At 74.5% G+C, this 17728-nt stretch carries 15 protein-coding genes; 2 read left to right on the forward strand and 13 right to left on the reverse strand.

The window, feature by feature from the left end; translation table 11 throughout:
* Nucleotides 1-64: 64 nt before the first annotated feature.
* Genes AB0M46_RS05165 through AB0M46_RS05200 form a run of 8 tightly spaced genes read right to left on the reverse strand, consistent with a single transcriptional unit; the run spans nucleotide 65 to nucleotide 11079 of the window.
* A complete protein-coding gene (locus AB0M46_RS05165; RefSeq protein ID WP_363333025.1) occupies nucleotides 65-1825 on the reverse strand; it encodes an ABC transporter ATP-binding protein in 1761 nt (586 codons plus the stop codon).
* The gene (locus AB0M46_RS05170; protein ID WP_363333026.1) at nucleotides 1815-3587 is read right to left on the reverse strand and encodes an ABC transporter ATP-binding protein; all 1773 of its coding nucleotides are present in this window, start codon (nucleotides 3585-3587) and stop codon (nucleotides 1815-1817) included. The genes AB0M46_RS05165 and AB0M46_RS05170 overlap by 11 nt, the downstream gene beginning before the upstream one ends.
* The gene (locus AB0M46_RS05175; RefSeq protein ID WP_363333027.1) at nucleotides 3580-5232 is read right to left on the reverse strand and encodes an ABC transporter ATP-binding protein; all 1653 of its coding nucleotides are present in this window, start codon (nucleotides 5230-5232) and stop codon (nucleotides 3580-3582) included. The genes AB0M46_RS05170 and AB0M46_RS05175 overlap by 8 nt, the downstream gene beginning before the upstream one ends.
* Nucleotides 5229-6035, reverse strand: a complete 807-nt coding sequence (locus AB0M46_RS05180) for an ABC transporter permease (RefSeq protein WP_363333028.1) — start codon at nucleotides 6033-6035, stop codon at nucleotides 5229-5231. Before AB0M46_RS05180 ends, AB0M46_RS05175 begins: the two co-directional genes overlap by 4 nt.
* Nucleotides 6032-7018: an ABC transporter permease gene (locus AB0M46_RS05185; protein WP_363333029.1), complete on the reverse strand. Its 987-nt coding sequence runs from the start codon at nucleotides 7016-7018 to the stop codon at nucleotides 6032-6034. Before AB0M46_RS05185 ends, AB0M46_RS05180 begins: the two co-directional genes overlap by 4 nt.
* Entirely contained in the window at nucleotides 7018-8658 is a 1641-nt protein-coding gene (locus AB0M46_RS05190; RefSeq protein WP_363333030.1) for an ABC transporter substrate-binding protein, read from the reverse strand. Before AB0M46_RS05190 ends, AB0M46_RS05185 begins: the two co-directional genes overlap by 1 nt.
* 28 nt (nucleotides 8659-8686) lie before the next feature.
* Complete coding sequence (locus AB0M46_RS05195) at nucleotides 8687-9877, reverse strand: acyl-CoA dehydrogenase family protein (RefSeq protein WP_363333032.1); 1191 nt, start codon at nucleotides 9875-9877, stop codon at nucleotides 8687-8689.
* Nucleotides 9874-11079: an LLM class flavin-dependent oxidoreductase gene (locus AB0M46_RS05200; RefSeq protein ID WP_363333033.1), complete on the reverse strand. Its 1206-nt coding sequence runs from the start codon at nucleotides 11077-11079 to the stop codon at nucleotides 9874-9876. The genes AB0M46_RS05195 and AB0M46_RS05200 overlap by 4 nt, the downstream gene beginning before the upstream one ends.
* A gap of 137 nt (nucleotides 11080-11216) precedes the next feature.
* Between AB0M46_RS05200 and AB0M46_RS05205 the strand changes: the two genes are divergently transcribed.
* Nucleotides 11217-11711: a flavin reductase family protein gene (locus tag AB0M46_RS05205; protein ID WP_363333034.1), complete on the forward strand. Its 495-nt coding sequence runs from the start codon at nucleotides 11217-11219 to the stop codon at nucleotides 11709-11711.
* A gap of 36 nt (nucleotides 11712-11747) precedes the next feature.
* Here the strand turns inward: AB0M46_RS05205 and AB0M46_RS05210 are convergent, their stop codons facing one another.
* From AB0M46_RS05210 to AB0M46_RS05230, 5 genes are all read right to left on the reverse strand, one after another.
* Nucleotides 11748-12920 carry a rhodanese-like domain-containing protein gene (locus AB0M46_RS05210; protein ID WP_363333035.1) on the reverse strand — a complete coding sequence of 391 codons (1173 nt, stop codon included), beginning with the start codon at nucleotides 12918-12920 and terminating at the stop codon, nucleotides 11748-11750.
* Nucleotide 12921: 1 nt separating this feature from the next.
* Nucleotides 12922-14229, reverse strand: a complete 1308-nt coding sequence (locus AB0M46_RS05215; RefSeq protein ID WP_363333036.1) for an FAD-linked oxidase C-terminal domain-containing protein — start codon at nucleotides 14227-14229, stop codon at nucleotides 12922-12924.
* On the reverse strand, nucleotides 14222-15220 hold the full coding sequence (locus AB0M46_RS05220; RefSeq protein WP_363333037.1) for a 2-dehydropantoate 2-reductase: 999 nt from the start codon (nucleotides 15218-15220) through the stop codon (nucleotides 14222-14224). The genes AB0M46_RS05215 and AB0M46_RS05220 overlap by 8 nt, the downstream gene beginning before the upstream one ends.
* A 187-nt stretch (nucleotides 15221-15407) precedes the next feature.
* On the reverse strand, nucleotides 15408-16511 hold the full coding sequence (locus AB0M46_RS05225) for an LLM class flavin-dependent oxidoreductase (protein ID WP_363333038.1): 1104 nt from the start codon (nucleotides 16509-16511) through the stop codon (nucleotides 15408-15410).
* Nucleotides 16512-16596: 85 nt separating this feature from the next.
* Nucleotides 16597-17466 carry a LysR family transcriptional regulator gene (locus tag AB0M46_RS05230; RefSeq protein WP_363333039.1) on the reverse strand — a complete coding sequence of 290 codons (870 nt, stop codon included), beginning with the start codon at nucleotides 17464-17466 and terminating at the stop codon, nucleotides 16597-16599.
* 57 nt (nucleotides 17467-17523) lie between these two features.
* Between AB0M46_RS05230 and AB0M46_RS05235 the strand changes: the two genes are divergently transcribed.
* Complete coding sequence (locus AB0M46_RS05235; protein WP_363333040.1) at nucleotides 17524-17661, forward strand: hypothetical protein; 138 nt, start codon at nucleotides 17524-17526, stop codon at nucleotides 17659-17661.
* Nucleotides 17662-17728: the final 67 nt, after the last annotated feature.

Genomic DNA, 17728 nt, shown 5'->3' on the forward strand with positions numbered 1-17728 from the left:
GTAGGGAAATCCAGTGACCCCGGACTATACCCACCATCCCTACCGTTTGAATAGGAGATCATTTTTAGGATTCGGCCCCTGCCCAGGCGGCGACGAGGTCGGCGTAGGGGCCCGGCCGGGCGGCGAGCTCCGCGTGGCTGCCGGACTGGACCAGGCGGCCGGCGGCGAAGACGAGCACCCGGTCCGCGGCCACGGCGGTGATCATGCGGTGGGCGATGGAGACGGTGGTGCGGCCGCGGGTCAGCACGGCCAGGGCGTGCTGCACCGCGACGTCGGTGGCCGGGTCGACGCCGGACGTCGCCTCGTCCAGCACGACGAGGTCCGGATCGGCCAGCGCGGTGCGGGCCAGGGCGACGAGCTGCCGCTCGCCGACCGAGAGCCGCTCGCCGCGCAGGCCGGCCGGGGTGGCCAGCCCGTCGGGCAGCGTCGCGAGCCAGCCGGCCAGCCCGAGCTCGCGCAGGACGCGCACCGCGTCGTGGTCGGTGGCGGCCGGCGAGCTGAGCCTGATGTTCTGCCCGATCGTGCCGTCGAACAGGAACGGGTCCTGCGGGACGATGACGACCCGGCCCGCCAGCGACGCGGCGGACAGCCGCCGCAGCGGTACCCCGCCGAGCCGGATGGCGCCGGCGGCCGGATCAAGGCGGCGGGTGAGCAGCTTGGCGAACGTGGACTTGCCCGATCCCGTGCGGCCGACGACGGCGACGTGCTCGCCCGGCTCGATGCGGACCGTCACGTCGCGCAGCACGAGCGGGCCGTCGCCGTAGCGCGCGGATACGTGCTCGACACCGACGCCGACGGGGCCGCCCGGGAGCGCGTCGCGGCCCTCGGCGTCGGCGCTGGGCGCGGCCGCCAGCTCCAGCGCGCGCCGCCAGCCGGTGAGCGCGTTCTGCGCCTCGCCGAGGCTCTGCACGAGGAACTGCAGCGGGCGGACGAAGAAGCCGACGAGGAACACCATCGCCACGACCTGGCCGGCGGTGAGGCGCGGGCGGCCCGGGTCGCCGGTCAGGGCCCACCAGACGCCGCCGAGCAGCACCGCCACGGTCATCGTGGAGATCGCCAGCTCGCCGAGCGAGGCGTTGGCGTGCAGCGGCGCGAGCGTGCGCACGAGGCCGTCGCGGGCCCGGTCGACGGCCGAGTCGAGCTTGGCCCGGGCCCGCGCGCCGGTGCCGGTGGCACGGATGACGGGCGCGCCGAGGACGGCCTCGGTCACGGCTGCCTGCATGGCGGACAGGTCGCGGCGGGCCCGGTCGTAGCGGCGGGCGATCACCCGCTGCAGGCCGAGCATCGCCCCGAACAACAGCGCGGCCAGCACGAGCACCGGCGTGGCCAGCAGCGGGCTGTAGGCCAGCATGACGGCGGTGGCGACGAGCAGCTGCGCGGCGCCGGTGAGGAACTGGGTGCCGCCGCCCTGCAGGAAGGTGGTCACCTGGTCGACGTCGGCGGTGAGCCGGGCCGTCACGTCGGCGGTGGGCACCCGGTCGGCGGCGGCGGCCGCCATCTCGTGGAACCGGCGCAGCCCGGCCCGGCGCACACCGGCGAGCGCCTCCTCGACCCGGGCGTGCAGCCGGCGGTTGAGCAGCGTGGAGGCGACCGCGGCCACCAGGACGGCCACGCCGCCGACGGCGACGGCAGGCCCGACGGCGCCCGGCGTGAGCCCCGCGTCGATCGCGTGCTGGACGGTCAGCGGCGCGATGACCCGGCCGGCGCCGCCGAGCAGCGCGAGCCCGCCGGTGAGCAGCAGGCCCCGGCGCAGCCGCGGCGAGACACGCAAGGCCGCGGGGAGCAGGTCCCGCGGCCGGATACCGGGGATGGGCTCAGTGGACACTGGAGCGCTCGTAGGCGGTCACGATGCGGCGGTACTCCTCGAGCTCCAGCAGTTCGGCATGGCCCCCGGCGGCCGCGATCCGGCCGGCGCCCAGCAGCACGACCTGGTCGGCGAGCGCGACGGCGGCCGGGCGGCTCGTGGCCAGCAGCACGGTCGGGCCGTCCCCGGCGGCGGTCAGCTCGGCGAGCCCGGCCAGGACCTGCCGCTCCACGCGCGGGTCGAGCGCCGACAGGGCGTCGTCGAGCACGAGCAGCCGCGGATCGCGCAGCACGGCACGGGCGAGGCAGATGCGCTGGCGCTGGCCGCCGGAGAGGGTCGCGCCGCGCTCGCCCACGACGGTGTCGAGCCCGTCGGGCAGACCCCGCACGACCTCGTCGGCGGCGGCCACGCGCAGGGCGCGCCAGAGCTCGGCCTCGGTGTAGGGGCCGGTACGGCGGGGATGCCCGGACAGGACCAGGTTGTCGCGGACCGACTCGGCGAACAGGAACGAGGTCTGGGCGACGACGGCGACGTCCCGCGCCACGGCGTCCTCGGCGAGCTCCCGCGCGTCGAGGCCGTCGAAGAGCACGGCGCCGCCGGTCGGGTGGTCCTGCCCGGCGGCGAGGTCGAGCAGGGTGGTCTTGCCGGCGCCGACGGGGCCGACGACCACGGTGACCGTGCCGGGCTCCAGGACCAGGTCCACGCCGTCGAGCAGGCGATGGCCGTCCCGGGTGACGCCGGCGCCGCGCAGCTGGACCCGCAGCGGGCGCCCGGCGGCCAGCCGTCGCCGGCCGGGCCGTGGCGGGCCCGGGTGCCGCAGCACGGCCTGGACGCGGGCCAGGCCGGCGGCGGACATCGGCAGCATGGACAGGAAGCGGCTGATGACGTTGAGCGGGATGGAGATGGTGATCAGCAGGTACACCACCCCGACGAGGTCACCGACGGTGAGGCCGCCAGGGTGGGTCCACGGCGCCCCGACGGCCAGGACGGCGAGCACGGCCACGGTCGGCAGCAGCTCCAGCAGCGGGTCGAACACCGCGCTGACGGCCGCGATGCGCAGGTTGGCGGCGCGCAGCCGCTCGACGGCCGGCGCGAGCCGGGCGTCCTCGGCCGCGGACAGGCCGAGGCTGCGCACCACCGGGCCGCCCTCGACCGACTCGTGGGCGACGCCGCCGACAGCGCCGCGGGCGGCCTGCGCCTCGTGGGCGCGCGGCGCGAGCAGCCGCTGGTATACGGCGTTGAGGGCGAGGACGAGCCCGACCAGCCCCAGTCCGACCAGGCCGAGCCCGGGATCGCGCAGGAACAGCTCGGCCAGTGCGAGCAGCAGCATGAACACCATGCCGGCGGCGAAGTACGCGAACTGCATCGGCGACCACAGCGCGTCCACGTCGGACACGGCGTGCGCGAGCAGCCGGCCGGGCGGATGCCCGCGATGCCAGGCCGGCCCGAGCTCGAGGTAGCGGTGCGCCACGGCCCGGCGGGTCTCGGCCTGCGCCCGGTACTGCACGCGCCCGGTGGCGATGCCACGCACGAAGATGGTGCCCCACCGGACCGCGGAGACGCCCAGGATGAGCAGCGCACTGGTCCACCAGACGGCCGCCGAGGCGGGCCGGCCGGTCAGGGAGGGCACCACGAGGTGGTCCGTCGCCCAGCCGATCGCGACCGCGCCGAGCACCATCGTGGCCCCGTTGAGCAGGCCGGTGACGGTGGCCAGGGCCGCCGGGCCGGGATGGGCGCGGGCACCGGCGAACTGGGCCGCGAGCGCCGAGTGCCGCTCAGGCATGCACGTCGGCGGCCGGACGGCGGTCCGCGGCGCGGCCGGGGACGGCGTCGAGCAGCTCACGGGTGTGGGGGCTGCTCGGGTTGGTGAAGACCTCGGCGACCGGCCCCTGCTCGACGACCCGGCCGCCGTGCAGCACCGAGACGGTGTGGGCGATCTCGGCGACGACGGCCAGGTCGTGGGAGACGAACAGGTACGACAGCCCCAGCCGCTGCTGCAGGTCGGCCAGCAGCCGCAGGATCTGCTCCTGGACCAGCACGTCGAGCGCGGAGACCGGCTCGTCGAGCATGAGCAGCCGCGGGTGCAGCGCGAGGGCGCGGGCGATCGCCACGCGCTGCCGCTGGCCGCCGGACAGCTCGGCCGGGCGCCGGTCGAGGTAGGCGGCGGGCAGGGCGACCTGGTCGAGCAGTTCCCGGGCGCGCGCCTCGCGGGCGCGGCGGTCGCCGACCTTGAACGCGGCCAGCGGCTCGGTGATCGACTGCCGGACGGTGAACCGGGGGTCGAGGGCGGCGAACGGGTCCTGGTGCACGAGCTGGGCGGTGCGGCGCAGCGGGCGCAGCTCGTTCCAGCCCAGCCCGGCGATCTCGGTGCCGTCGAGCACGACGGAGCCGCTGGTGGGCGCCTCGAGGCCGAGCGCGATGCGCAGGGTGGTGGTCTTGCCGCACCCGGACTCGCCGACCAGGGCGTGCGTCTGCCCGCGCGGCACGGCGACGCTGACCCGATCCAGCGCGTTGAAGCCGCGCCGGCCGCGCCGGGGGTCGGTGGTGGCGAAGGTCTTGCTCACGTCGGTGAGGGTGAGGATCGGCTCGGGCGTCTCCTGGTCGCGCACGTCGAAGCGGGGCACGACCTGGCCGGCGTGGGCCAGGCGCGGCGCGGCGGCGATGAGCCGGCGGGTGTACTCCTGACGGGGCTCGGTGAGGATCGCGCCCGGCGCGCCCTCCTCGACCTTCCGGCCGCCCTGCATGACCAGCACCCGGTCGGCGCGGTCCGCGGCGACGGCGAGGTCGTGGGTGATGACGAGCAGCGAGATGCCCTGCTCGCGGACCAGCCCGCCGAGGTGGTCGAGGATCTTCTGCTGGACGGTGACGTCGAGGGCGCTGGTGGGCTCGTCGGCGATGATGAGTTTCGGCCGGCCCGCGAGGGCAATCGCGATCAGCACCCGCTGGCGCAGGCCGCCGGACAGCTCGTGCGGGTACTGCCGGATGCGCGACTCGGGGTCGGGCACGCCGGCCTGGTCCAGGTAGCGCACGACCTCCTCGCGCGCCGCGGGCCCGCCGATCCCCCGCCGCGCGACGGCCTCGCCGACCTGGGCGCCGACGCGCGTGGTGGGGTTGAGCCCGACCATCGGATCCTGCGGGATCAGCCCGACGACGCTGCCGCGCAGCCGGCGCAGGGTGCGCTCCTTCGCCCCGGCGATCTGCACGCCGTCGACGAGCGCGGACCCGGCGGTGATCCGGCCGTTGGGCGGCAGCAGGCCGATGAGCGCGTTGGCGGTGGTGGTCTTGCCGGAGCCGGACTCGCCGACGATCGCGACGACCTCGCCCGCGTTGACGGTCAGGTCGAGCCCGGTCACGGCCGGGGTGAGCGTGCGGTGCCGTGCGTAGCCGATGTCGAGTCCGGCGATCTGCACGAGGGGCTGGGCCGTCATCGCGTGATCTCCTGCAGCGTCTTGGAAATGTGGTTCAGGCTGAGCACGAGCAGGGCGACGAACAGGCCGGGCAGCAGGCTCAGCCACCACGCCGTCACGAGGTAGTTGCGGCCGTCGGCGATGAGGGTGCCCCACTCGGCGGCCGGCGGGGCCGCGCCGAAGCCGAGGAAGCTCAGCGACGCGATGGCGATGATCGCCACGCCGCCGTCGAGCACGGCGAGCACGGCGACCGGGCCCCACGAGTTGGGCAGGATGTGCCGCAGCAGCACCCGCGACCAGGAGGCGCCGGCGGCCCGGGCGGCCTCGACGTACGGCAGCGTCTTGACCCGCAGCACCTCGGCGCGGGTGGTGCGGGCGAAGCCGGGCACGATCCCGACGCCGACGGCCACGGCGACCGGGATCGTGCCGTAGCCCAGCGCCGTGACGATCGACAACGCCAGCAGCAGGCCCGGGATGGCCAGCAGCACGTCGATGACCCGCATGAGCAGCGCGTCGGTGACGCCGCCGAAGAACCCGGACACGATGCCCAGGCTCAGGCCGGCCACCAGCGCGATGCCCAGCGCGATGAGGGTGGCCTCGATGGTCAGCGGCGAGCCGTACAGCACCCGCGTCCACAGGTCCCGGCCGTAGGTGTCGGTGCCGAACAGATGGCCGGGCCCGGGCGGCAGGATCGCCGCCTCGGGGTGGGTGTCGTACGGGCCGGCCGCGGTGAACAGCCGCGGCCAGAACGCCGAGACCACCACGAAGAGCAGGTAGCCCAGCGCGACGAGGAACACCGGCTTGCGCGCCAGCTGCCCGATCACAGCGCACCTCCGTCCGCGACCGCCGCCGGTGGGCGTGCCCGGCCGCCGGCGTAGGAGATCCTCGGGTCCAGCAGCGGGTAGAGCAGGTCGACGAGGAGGTTGACCAGCACGAAGATGCTCGCGGCGACCGTGACCACGCCGAGCACGACGGGCACGTCCTGCGACAGCACCGACTGCTGGGCGAGGTTGCCCAGCCCCTCGCGGGTGAACACCGTCTCCACGACGATCGAGCTGGTCACGGTGAGGCCGACGATGACGCCGAGGATCGTCATCGCCGGCAGCGCCGCGTTGCGGAAGGCGTGGCGCAGGTGCACCGCCGAGCGGGACAGGCCCTTGGCCCGCGCGGTGGCGATGTAGGGCTGCCCCAGGGCCTCGTCGAACGTCTTGATGAGCACCTGCGCCAGCACGGAGGAGGTGAGCACCGAGATCGTCGCCACCGGCATCACCAGCGACGCCGCGCCCTGCGTGCCGGTGGCCGGGAACCAGCCGAGCTGGAACGAGAAGAACTGGATCAGGAAGAGCGCCACGAAGAACTGCGGGAACGAGGCCCCCAGCGCGGGCAGCCGGGTGAGCAGCAGCCGTACCGGATGGAAACGCACGAACGTGGCGAGGTAGGCCAGGGCCGAGCCGACCACCAGCGCCACCACGGCGGCGCAGGCGCTCAGCAGCAGCGTCTGGCCGATCCGGGCGCCGATCAGCTGGGTGACCGGCACCCCCTGGGTCAGCGAGATGCCGAGGTCGCCGCGCACGAGGCCGGACAGGTGGTGCCAGTACTGGGCCCAGATCGGCTCGTCGAGGCCGAACCGGTGCCGCATCCCGGCGTACTGCTCGGGGGTCAGGCTGTCCTGCTGGACGCCGGCGGCGGCCAGCTGCAGCTGCATCGGGTCGCTCGGCAGCAGGTAGAGGATCGCGAAGGTCAGCGTGAATGCCGCCCACAGCACACCCACGGCCTGGCCCACCCGGCCCGCGATGTACCTGGCCATCAGTCCTTCCAGACGTCGTTGAGCCGCAGGAAGCTCTCGGAGGTGAAGGCGAAGCCGTGCACGTGGCTGCTCACGCCGGCCTTCTGGACCCGCTCGAACAGCGGGAAGGTGACGCCGGCGTCGATGAGGTAGTCCTGCAGGTCGGCGTACGCCTGTTTGGTCTGGGCGGCGTCGGTGGTCTGCAGCGCCTTGCCGAACAGGTCCTGGATCTTGGAGATGTCATTCGGGGCGGCGGAGCGGCGGGCGAGCGCCTTGGAGTTGGCCACGTCGGGGTTGAGGATGAACTGCAGGGCGCCCGGGTCGGCGCGGGTGAAGTACGTGCCGGTCAGGTCGTACTCGCCGTTGGTGATGTACGTGGTCTGCTGCGCGGTGGTGAGGGTGCGCAGGCTCAGGTTGATGCCGACCTTCTTCAGCTGTGCCTGCAGCAGCTCCGAGCCGGCGGTGAACTGGCTGGTCGGGTAGTCGATGGTCAGCTGGGTGCCGTTCTTGAACCGGAAGCCGTCCTTGCCCACGCTCCAGCCCGCCGCGTCGAGGATGCGCTGGGCGCCGTCGGGGTCGTAGGCGAGCTTGCCGCTCTGCGGCGCGAAGAAGGGGGTGGTGGCGTCGAAGGCGCCCTGGACGACGGGGTAGGTCGCGCCGAACACGGTGGTCGCGTAGGTCTTGCGGTCGATGGCCTTGTTCAGCGCCTGGCGCACCTGCGGGTCGGCGAGGACGCGCCCGTCGGCGGTGTTGGCGAAGAGGGTGTAGGACACGCCCGGCAGCGCCCGCTGCTCGACCTTGGCCCCGGAGCGGGTGATGAGCTGCTCGTCCTGCGGCGTGAAGGGGTTGCGCGGCCAGGCGATGTCGGTGGCGCCGCTGACGAGGTTGCCGGTGCGGACGCTGTCCTCGGCGATGTAGTTGAACACGACCTTGTCGAGGTACGCCTCGCCCTGGTTCTTCGACAGCGCCGATCCCCACTGGTGGCCGGCGCGCTTGGTGAGCACCGTCTCCACCTTGGGGGTGTAGTGGTCGAGCACGAACTGCCCGGATCCGATGACGCCCTTGCCGGTGCAGCGCTCGGTCGGGGTCAGCCGGTACTCGGCCGGGTCGGTGATGGCCAGGTTCGTCGTCGACGTCGCCTGCAGGAACGACGAGTTCGGCCGGCTGAGGTGGAACGCGACGGTGCTCGGGTCGACGACGGTCGCGCCGGTGAGGCCCTGCACGTAGGAGGCGCCGTAGGCGGCGCCGTTGGTCTCCTTGACCGTGGCGATCCATCCCGCGGCGTCGTCGGCGACGGCCTGGGCGTCGACCTTCTTGCCGTTGCTGAACGTGACCCCGTCGCGCAGCTTGAACGTGTAGGTGAGCCCGTCCGGGCTGACCTGCCAGCTGCTCGCCAGCCATGGCACGATCTCACCAGTCTGCGGGTCCTGGTCGGTCAGCGAGTCGGCGTAGTTGCGGATGATCGAGCGGCTCTCGATCCAGTACACCTGGAACGGGTCGATGCAGGCCAGGTTCGCGTTGTCGGGGAAGAACGAAACCTTCAGCGTCCCGCCGCTCTTGGGCGGCCCCGCATCGCCGGCGGCAGCCGGCGCGGTGCCGCCGCCGCAGCCCGCCAGCGCGAGCAGCGCGGCACCGGCGGCCAGCAGTCGAAACTTGTCCATGGAATGTCCTTTTCGATTCGAGGGGGCTTCAGGTGCCGAGGATCCGGCGGCCGCTCGCGAGCAGCACGGCGTCCTCCTGCGGCGGGTGGACTCGGATGCACAGCGCGTCGCGCAGGTGCCGCTCCAGCGGGTGGTGCCGGGACAGGCCGGGGTTGCCCAGCGCCGCCACCGCCGCCTGGGTGGCGGCGATCACCGAACGCGCGATCGCCACCTTGACGGCGGACAGCTCGGGCAGGATCGACTGGTCGCCGGCCTCCAGGCGCAGCAACGCGCCGTGCAGCAGCGTCTCGGCCTGCACGATCTGCAGATCGATCTCGCCGGCCACCGTCTGGATACGCTCGGTCTGGGCGATCGGCCGGCCCAGCGCGGCGGGCACCCGCTCGCGCGCGAACGCGGCGAAGGCCGACCGGGCCGCGCGGGCGACGCCGACGTACAGGGAGACGTGGCCGAGGCTGCCGGGGCCGGCGGCCGCGGCGGGGTCTCGGTAGACGCCGTCGGGCCCGCGCGGGATCTCCACGAACGCGTCGGCCGGGACCTCGACGTCGCTGTAGATGACGTCGTGGGTGTTCGAGGCGCGCAGCCCGAGGTGGTCCCAGGTGTCGACCCAGTCGATGCCGGGACGGTCGCCGGGCACGATGACATGGCCGACGCGGGGCCGCTGCGGGTCGCCGCCCGGCTCGTCGGCGACGGCCCACACGACGTGGTAGGCCAGGCCGGCGCCGCCGGTGGCGTAGGCCTTGCGCCCGTTGAGCCGCCAGCCGCCGGCGGTGCGGGTCGCGGTCGTCTTCGGCAGCCCGCCGCGGGCCGGCGCGCCCAGCTCGGGCTCGGCGCGCACGGCGTTGGCCAGGGCCGGGCCGTCCTGCGAGCGGCGCAGCAGGTCGTCGTAGGCGGCGGCCGGCCAGCTCGGGTGCGCGGCCTGGCCGGCGTGGGTCAGCAGCAGGTTCGCGGCGAGCAGGCCGACCGAGGCGTCGCCCTCGCCGATGGCGGTGAGGATGCGGGCGACGTCACGCGGCCCGGCGCCGGGCCCGCCGTACTGACGGCCGACGGCGGCGGTGAGCAGCCCGGCGCGGTGCGCGGCGTGCAGGCCCGCCCAGGGCAGCTCGGCGGTGCGGTCGTACTCCGCGGCGGTCCCCGCGATCTCGGCGGTCACCGCCGCCAGGGCAGCGTCGGACAGGTCCGGGGCCGCGAACGTGTGCGCGGGCGCCTCGACGCCGGTCACGGCCGGACCGCCGTGGCGTACTGCGCATAGTCGGCGCCGTAGTTGCCGGGGTGCTCGGCCTGCAGGGTGCCGCGCCGGCCGGTCGCGCGGCGGTGGGCGAGCTCCTGACGGACCAGCGGCAGGATGTACCGGCCGTAGTCGACGGCGTCGGCAAGCGTGTCGTAGCCGCGGATCGACACCAGCGACGCGCCCTGGTCGACGTAGTCGAGGATCGCCGCGGCGACCGTCTCCGGCGAGCCGACCAGGGCGGTGGAAGCGCCGGCGGCGTTGGTGACGGCGGCGGTGCGGGTCCACAGCGCGCGGTCGTAGAGCTCCGAGCGCTCCGCGAATGCAAGGGCGCGCTGCGAGCCGACGTTCTGCGGGGTGTCCTGGCCGTACCGCTGGTTGCCCAGGCCGTGGCGCTGGAAGTTCTCGCCGATGCGGGTGACGTAGCGGTGGGCCTTGCGCCAGGCCAGCTCGTCGGTCCGGTCGATGATCGGGCGGAACGTGACCCAGATCCGCGGCAGCGTGGTGCGGCCGGCGGCGCGGGCGATCGTGTGCACCCGGTCGATCTCGGTGCGCAGGTCGGCCAGCGGCTCGCCCCAGAAGCTGAAGATGTCGGCCTTGGCGCCGCCGACGGCGAACGCCTCGTCGGACTGGCCGCCGATCGAGATCGGGATCGGGGTGTCGTAGGGCGCGAACCCGGGGCCGAACCTGTCGAACTTGTAGAACTCGCCGTCGTGATCGAACGGGGCGGGCTCGGTCCACGAGCGGCGCAGGATGTCGATGTACTCCGAGGTCCGCGCGTAGCGGCGCTCCTTGGGCAGGTAGTCGCCCTGCCGGGCCTGCTCGGCGTCGCTGCCGCCGGAGATGAGGTGGACCACCGCGCGGCCCTCGGTGAGCTGGTCGAGGGTGGCGAGCTTCTGCGCCCCTACCGTCGGGAAGGTGGTGTTGGGCCGCAGCGCGACGATCGGCCTGATCCGCTCGGTGAGCTGGCCGACCGCGCTGGCCACGACGAACGAGTCCGCGCTGCCCGACCCGTACGGCAGCAGCGTGTAGTCGTAGCCCGCGTCCTCCAGCGCGCGCACGTACCGCCGGAAGTACGCCAGGTCGATCCCGCGGCCCGGCACCGGCTCCAGTTCCGTCGACGGGTTGAGGTGCGACAGGCTGATGAACTCCACCTCGGGCGAGGCGGTCGGCGGAATGGTGGTGGCGCCCTGCACGGCATCTCCTATCATACCTATCAGCTTGATAGGGAATATCTGAGGTGTCCAATGCGAAATCGAGGTCGGCACCGACCGCGATATTCGATCGGTCCGAGCCTTGCCCATTCCTATGCTCCGAGTAGGAAAATAGAAGCATGAGCATGAGCGCGGTACTGCACCCTGCCGAGCTGCGCCGGGTCTTCGGCGCCTTCCCCAGCGGGGTCACGGCCGTGGCCGCGCTGGTTGACGGCGTGCCGGCCGGGCTCGCCGCGAGCTCGTTCACCTCGGTGTCGCTGGACCCGCCGCTGGTATCGGTCTGCATCGCCCGCACGTCGAGCACCTGGCAGGTCCTGCGCCGGGCGGCACGGCTGGGCGTCAGCGTGCTCGCGGCGGACCAGGAGCGCCTCGGCCGGCAGCTCAGCGCCAGGGGCGTCGACCGGTTCGCCGGCGTGACGTGGCGGGCGACGCGTGGCGGCGAGATCCTGCTCGACGGCGCCTGCGCCTGGCTGGACTGCAGCATCGAGCGCGAGATCCCGGCCGGCGACCACGACATCATCCTGCTGCGCGTCCATGCCCTCGACGCCGACCGCAGCGTCGCGCCGCTGGTGTTCCACCAGAGCACGTTCGGCCGGCTGCACCGGGCCGCCTGAGCGCGGCGCCGGGCAGCCGGCCGATGCCGGTTGCGCTCAGGCCTCGACGGGCAGTCCCGCCTCGGCCCAGGCGGCGAAGCCGCCCTCCACGTGCGCGACGTCGGTGAATCCCTGCTCGATGAGCGCCGCGGCGACGGGGCGGGAGCCGTCGACCGATCCGCACACCACCACGACGGACGCCTGCCGGTGCGGCGAGTCCGGCCCGAAGTGCGCCCCGAGGCCGTTGCGGTCGGCGATGAGCGCACCCGGAATGACCCCGTCGGCGGCCCGGCGCGGCGCGCTGCGCACGTCCACGAGCACCGCGCCCGCCTCGACGCGGCGGGCCGCCTCGGCCGGCGACACGAGCGGCGGCTCCGGGCGGGGCCCGGCGCCGACCACGGCCGGGCGGCCGGGCAGGGTCGCCCACTGGGACCACGAACCGGGGTACAGCACGACGTCGTCGATGCCGGCCAGCCGCAGCGCGGCGATCTCGTGCGCGGCCGTCACGCCGGAGCCGCAGTAGACGCCGACGCGGCGGCCGGGCGTGACACCGAGGGCGGCGAAGCGTTCGGCGAGCTCGGCCGGGTCGCGGAAGGTGCCCTCGGCGGTGAGATTCTCCGTGGTCGGGGCGCTGAGCGCGCCGGGAATGTGGCCCGGGCGCGGGTCGATGCTGTTGGGCTCGCCGCGGTAGCGCTCGGCGGCCCTCGCGTCCAGCAGCACCCCGCCGTCCGCGACCAGCTGGGCGACCGCGTCCGGGCCCGCCGACGGCAGCGCGCCGGCGGTGAGCACCACGTCGCCCGGCTCCCCCTGCTCCTCGCCGATCGCGATCGGGTGCCCGGCGGCCCGCCACGCGGCCAGGCCGCCGTCGAGCAGCCGGACGTCGGCGACGCCGGCCCAGCGCAGCAGCCACCACGCCCGGGCGGCGGCGAGGTTGCCGTTGTCGTCGTAGGCGACGACGGTGTCGCCCGCGTTGATGCCCCAGCGACGGGCGGCGGCCTGCAGGTCGGCCACGTCGGGCAGCGGGTGGCGGCCGAGCCCCTCGGCCGGTGGGGCGGCCAGCTCGGTGTCGAGGTCGGCGTAGGCGGCGCCGGGGATGTGCCCGTCGAGGTACTGCTCGTGGCCGGTCGGGTCGCCCAGGCGCCAGCGCACGTCGAGCAGTCGCACCTCGCCCCGGGCAGGGTCGGCGAGCTCGGCGACGGTGATGAGGACGGGTCCGGGGGGCTGGGTCATGTCAGATGGCCTTTCCTGGGTTGAGAATGCCGGCGGGGTCGAAGACCGCTTTGATGCGCCGCTGCAGCGCGAGCACGTCCGGCCCGAGCTCCCTTTCGAGCCAGGCGCGTTTGAGCAGGCCGACGCCGTGCTCGGCGCTGACCGTGCCACCGAGGGCGAGGGCGAGGGCGAAGATGTCGTCGGCCGCGCGCCGCTCGGCCGGCGGGATGGTGCCCGGCGCCGTGCCCGGGCCGAGCAGGATGATCGGGTGGAGGTTGCCGTCGCCGGCGTGGGCGAACACGAAGACGTCGGTGCCGGTGGCGGCCGCGATCGCGTGCACGCCGTCGACCGCCTCGGCGAGTCGGGACCGCGGCACCGCGATGTCCTCGATGAGCGCCCGGCCCTTCGCCTCGATCGCCGGCAGCGCGTCGCGCCGGGCCGCGGACAGCGCCGCCGCGGTGCCGGCGTCCTCGGTCGTCTCCACCGACCGCGCGGTGCGGCCGAGCACGGCGGCAACGGCCGCGATCTCCTCGCCGGCGCCGAAGCCGTCGGCCTGCACGAGCAGCAGCGCGCCGCCCCGGCCGGCGTGGCCGGTGCCGCGCAGCTCGTCGATGGCGGCCAGGGTCTTGCCGTCGACGAGTTCCAGCACCGCCGGGCGCAGGCCGGCGGCGCCCAGCGCGGTCGCGGCGCCCGCGGCGGCGGCGACCGAGGCGAAGTAGGCCACCGCGGTGGCCACCCGCGTCGGGCGGGGCAGCAGCCGCAGCGTCGCGCCCACCACCACGCCGAGCGTGCCCTCCGACCCGACGACCAGGCCGGCCAGGTCGAGGCCGACGACGCCCTTGACGGTGTCGCGGCCCAGGCGCAGCAGGGTGCCGTCGGCCAGCACGACGTCGAGGGCGAGGACGCTGTCGCGGGTGACGCCGTACTTGGCGCCCCGCAGGCCGCCGGCGTTGGTGGCGATGTTGCCGCCCACGGTGCAGATGGCGACGCTGCCCGGGTCGGGGGCGAACATCAGGCCGTGCTCGGCGGCGGCCCGGTCCAGCTCGGCGGTGATCACGCCGGGCTCGACGCGGGCGATGCCGTCGACCGGGTCGATGCCGAGGATGCGGTCGAGCCCGGACACGTCGAGCACGATCGCCCCCGGGCCGGCGACCGCGCCGCCGGCCAGCCCGGTGCCGGCGCCGCGGGTGACGACCGGCGTGCCGGTGCGGCTGGCCTCGGCCAGGGTGCGCTGGACGTCGGCGACGGTCCGGGCCCGCACGACCGCCCGCGGCGGCCCGTCCGGCGCCCAGCCGGACCGGTCGGTGAACAGCGCCGCCGGGCTAGACAACGGCGTTCGCCGCCAGCAGCTCGCCCACCTGGTGGGTCCCGGGCGGCGCATCGGCGGCCGCCTGCGCCCCGAGCAGCCGCTGCAGCCGCTCGTTGACCGGCGTCGGCACGCCGGCGCGCCGCCCCAGCCGCACGATCTCGCCGTTGAGATGGTCGACCTCGCTCGACGTGCCACGGGCGAAGCTCTGCCAGGTCGACAGCCTTCCCGGCACGTGGCCGGGGACGGGCGCGAAGCTGAGGTCGGCGCCGGCGCGCATGGCCTCCGCCGGGGCCGGGGTGATCCCGGCGGCCGCGTACGCCGCCTCGGCCTCGGCGACGAGCAGCTCGCCGGCCCGGGTCTTCTCCTGCGCGGTACCGTCGAGCAGGTCGAGGCCGTTGCGGACGTTGCCCAGCAGCTTGCGGGCCTTCCAGGCGGAGATGTCGGGCACGCTGTGCGCGGCGAACCCGGCGGCGGTGAGGTCCCTGGCGAAGCGCTCCTGGGCCGGGTCGGGCCGGTCCGGGTAACGGCCGAGCCACACGGCGCCGACGACGGGGTGCGACGGGTTCACCACCTCTCCCGGGACCAGGTAGCTGGCGGCGACGGCGACGGTGCCGCCGTACACCTGCCGGAACCGCCGCAGCGCCGCCTCCTCCGTGGCCAGGCCGTTCTGCAGGGTCAGCACCGGCAGGTCCGCGCCGAGGCGCGCCGGCCCGCCGGTGGGGTCGGCGACCGGCTGCCACGCCCAGTCGGCCAGGGCCGCGTCCGCGTCCTGGGCCTTGGTCGCCAGCACGAGCACGTCAGCGGTGGACAGGCGCACCTCCCCGGGGCCGCCGGCGACCGGCACCGGCACGACGTCGTCGCCGTGCGGGCGGCGGATCCGCAGCCCGCCGGCCCGGATCGCGGCGAGCTGGGCGCCGCGGGCGACGAGCACGGTGTCGATGCCGGCCAGATGCAGCTGCGCGGCCAGCAGCCCGCCGACCGCGCCGGCGCCGATCACCACGTACCGGCTCATGCCGTCACCTCCGCCCAGTCTGGCTCGATGGGGCTTCGCACTGATCGACCCAGACCAGGCGCCGCTTCGCTCCGGCGCCGGCCTGAGCCAAGCCTGTGCTCATTGATCGCGGCCCCAACGCCAGGTCTGGCTCGACGAGGCTCCGCGGCAGTCGACCCAGACCAGGCGCCGCTCCGCTCCGGACCGCTCATGCGACCGTCACCGCGCCGCGGCGGGCCAGCTCCTGACGGACCAGGGGGATGACGTACCGCCCGTAGTCGATGGCGTCGTCGAGGTTGTCGTAGCCGCGGATCGAGATGAGCTCGGCGCCGAGGTCGATGTAGTCGAGGATGGCCGCGGCGACCGTCTCGTAGCTGCCGACCAGCGCCGTGGAGGCGCCGGCCGCCCCGGTCGCCGTCGCCGTGGGCGTCCACAGCGCCCGGTCGTGCACGTCCTGCCGCTTGGCGATCGCCAGCAGCCGCTGGGAGCCGACGTTCGCCGGCGCCTCGCCCCCGCCCCACCGCTGCTTGGTCGACCACAGTCCCGCCCCGGACCGCCCCTGCAGGATCTGCAGGATCCGTTCGGCCTTCTCCCAGGCCAGCGCGTCGGTGGCGGCGACGATCGGGCGGAAGGTGACCCAGATCCGCGGGGTGTCGGCGCGGCCGGCGCGGCGGGCCTCGGCCGCGACCCGGTCCATCTGTTCCTTGGTGTCGGCGAGGGGCTCGCCCCACAGGCCGAAGATGTCGCCCAGCGCGCCGCCCACCCGGTAGGCGTCGTCGGACGAGCCGCCGACGGAGACCGGGATGGTGCCGTGCACCGGGCGCACCAGCGAGACGAAGTTCTCGAACGAGTAGTACTTCCCCGCGTGGTCGAAGGGCTCGGTGGAGGTCCACACCCTGCGCAGGATCCGGATGTACTCCTCCTCGCGCTCGTAGCGCTCGCTCTTGCTCAACCGGTCGCCCTCCCGGGCCTGCTCGGCGTCGCTGCCGCCGGCGATGAAGTGCACGACCGCGCGCCCGCCGGACAGCTGGTCGAGGGTGACCAGCGCCTTCGCGGCGACGGTCGGGTACATCGTGTTGGGCCGCAGCGCGACGATGGGCCGCAGCCGCTCGGTGACCTGGGTGAGCGCCACGGCGACGCCGAACGGGTCGTGGAACGAGGAGTTGTAGGGCACCAGGGTGTAGTCGAAGCCGCCGTCCTCGAGCACCCGGGCGTAGCGGCGCAGGAAGCCGACGTCGATGGCCGGGTCGCCGCGGCCGTTGACCTCGTTGCTGGCATTGACGTTGATGGCACTGATGAACTCGACCGGCATACCGAAAGCCTATTGAACCAGTGGGAATTCATCCAATGCGGTTTACGGCTCGGCACCGATCGGCGCAGACGATCGGTGCCGGACGTCAGGCGACGCTGCGCAGGTGCGCCCGGGTCGCGAAGAACTCCTCGATGACCTCGCGCGCCATGCGCTCCAGTTCCGGGTCGATGCCCCGCCGGGCGGCGACCTGCAGCCCGACCGTGCCGACGTCCGGCAGCTGCCGCAGCGCGGTCAGGCCCGCGGGGGCGCGCCCGGTGCTGGGCAGCAGCGCCACGCCGAGGCCGGCCCGGACCGCGGCCACCACCCCGTCGAGGCTGGTCGACTCGGCGATGATGTCCGCCGGCTCGCCGGCCGACTCGAGCGCCTGCAGCGCCCGGCGCCGCAGGCCGCACGGCTCCTCGAACGCCACGATCGGCCACGACGCCCGATCCCGGGGCGGCACGAACTGCGGCGCGGCGTACCAGTACAGCGGCAGCTCCGCCACCTGCGGGCCGGCCGGCTCGGGCCCGGCCAGCACGACGGCGAGGTCGAGCGCGCCGCGGGCGACCACCTGGGTCAGCTGGGTCGAGCGGTCGATACGGAAACGCACGGTCCGGCCCGGAAACCCGTGCCGCATCACGTCCAGCAACTGCGGCAGCATCTGATCGGCCGCGTGCTCAGTGCAGCCGACCAGGATCACCCGCTCCGCGGCGACCTCCAGACGGCGCAGCGACTCGTCGTGCACGGCCAGGATCCGCCGCGCCTCGACCAGCAGCGCCTCCCCCTGCAGGGTGAACCGCACCCCGCGGCCGGCCCGCTCGACCAGCGGCTCCTTGAGCCGCCGCTCGAGCAACCGGACATGCTGGCTCACCGTCGACTGGCTCACGCGCAGCACCGCCGCGGCCCGGTGGAACCCGCCGCATTCGGCGATCGTCACCAGGGTCTTCAGGTGGACGAGGTCGAGAGGGTCGGGCATGGCGTCATTCTCCTGGCACTATTGCTGCTAAATCGACGGGCACAGTATGTTTTTGCGATGGTCGTGGTCGCACTGCTGTTCGTCGGTGCCTTAGGGGCGCTCCTGCTGCACCACGAGGTGGCCTTCTGGGTGCTGGCCGGACTCGCGATCGCGTGGCAACTGGCCCTGCTGGAGTGGGATCGGCGGCGCGGCTGACCACGGCACGGCCCGCAAGCGGGACCCGGGCGGGCGGCCGGCCCGCTTCATCGACCGCACCGCAACC

Origin of the sequence: Dactylosporangium sp. NPDC051485 (genome assembly GCF_040682015.1) — a bacterium.
Taxonomy (GTDB): Bacteria; Actinomycetota; Actinomycetes; order Mycobacteriales; family Micromonosporaceae; genus Dactylosporangium.

What these genes read in the sequence shown, in the direction of transcription:
- AB0M46_RS05170 (WP_363333026.1), bottom strand. Translation starts at nt 3,587, where the DNA reads ATGCCTGAGCGGCACTCGGCGCTCGCGGCCCAGTTCGCCGGTGCCCGC.
- AB0M46_RS05175 (WP_363333027.1), bottom strand. Translation starts at nt 5,232, where the DNA reads ATGACGGCCCAGCCCCTCGTGCAGATCGCCGGACTCGACATCGGCTAC.
- AB0M46_RS05185 (WP_363333029.1), bottom strand. Translation starts at nt 7,018, where the DNA reads ATGGCCAGGTACATCGCGGGCCGGGTGGGCCAGGCCGTGGGTGTGCTG.
- AB0M46_RS05190 (WP_363333030.1), bottom strand. Translation starts at nt 8,658, where the DNA reads ATGGACAAGTTTCGACTGCTGGCCGCCGGTGCCGCGCTGCTCGCGCTG.
- AB0M46_RS05205 (WP_363333034.1), top strand. Translation starts at nt 11,217, where the DNA reads ATGAGCATGAGCGCGGTACTGCACCCTGCCGAGCTGCGCCGGGTCTTC.
- AB0M46_RS05210 (WP_363333035.1), bottom strand. Translation starts at nt 12,920, where the DNA reads ATGACCCAGCCCCCCGGACCCGTCCTCATCACCGTCGCCGAGCTCGCC.
- AB0M46_RS05220 (WP_363333037.1), bottom strand. Translation starts at nt 15,220, where the DNA reads ATGAGCCGGTACGTGGTGATCGGCGCCGGCGCGGTCGGCGGGCTGCTG.
- AB0M46_RS05225 (WP_363333038.1), bottom strand. Translation starts at nt 16,511, where the DNA reads ATGCCGGTCGAGTTCATCAGTGCCATCAACGTCAATGCCAGCAACGAG.
- AB0M46_RS05230 (WP_363333039.1), bottom strand. Translation starts at nt 17,466, where the DNA reads ATGCCCGACCCTCTCGACCTCGTCCACCTGAAGACCCTGGTGACGATC.
- AB0M46_RS05235 (WP_363333040.1), top strand. Translation starts at nt 17,524, where the DNA reads ATGGTCGTGGTCGCACTGCTGTTCGTCGGTGCCTTAGGGGCGCTCCTG.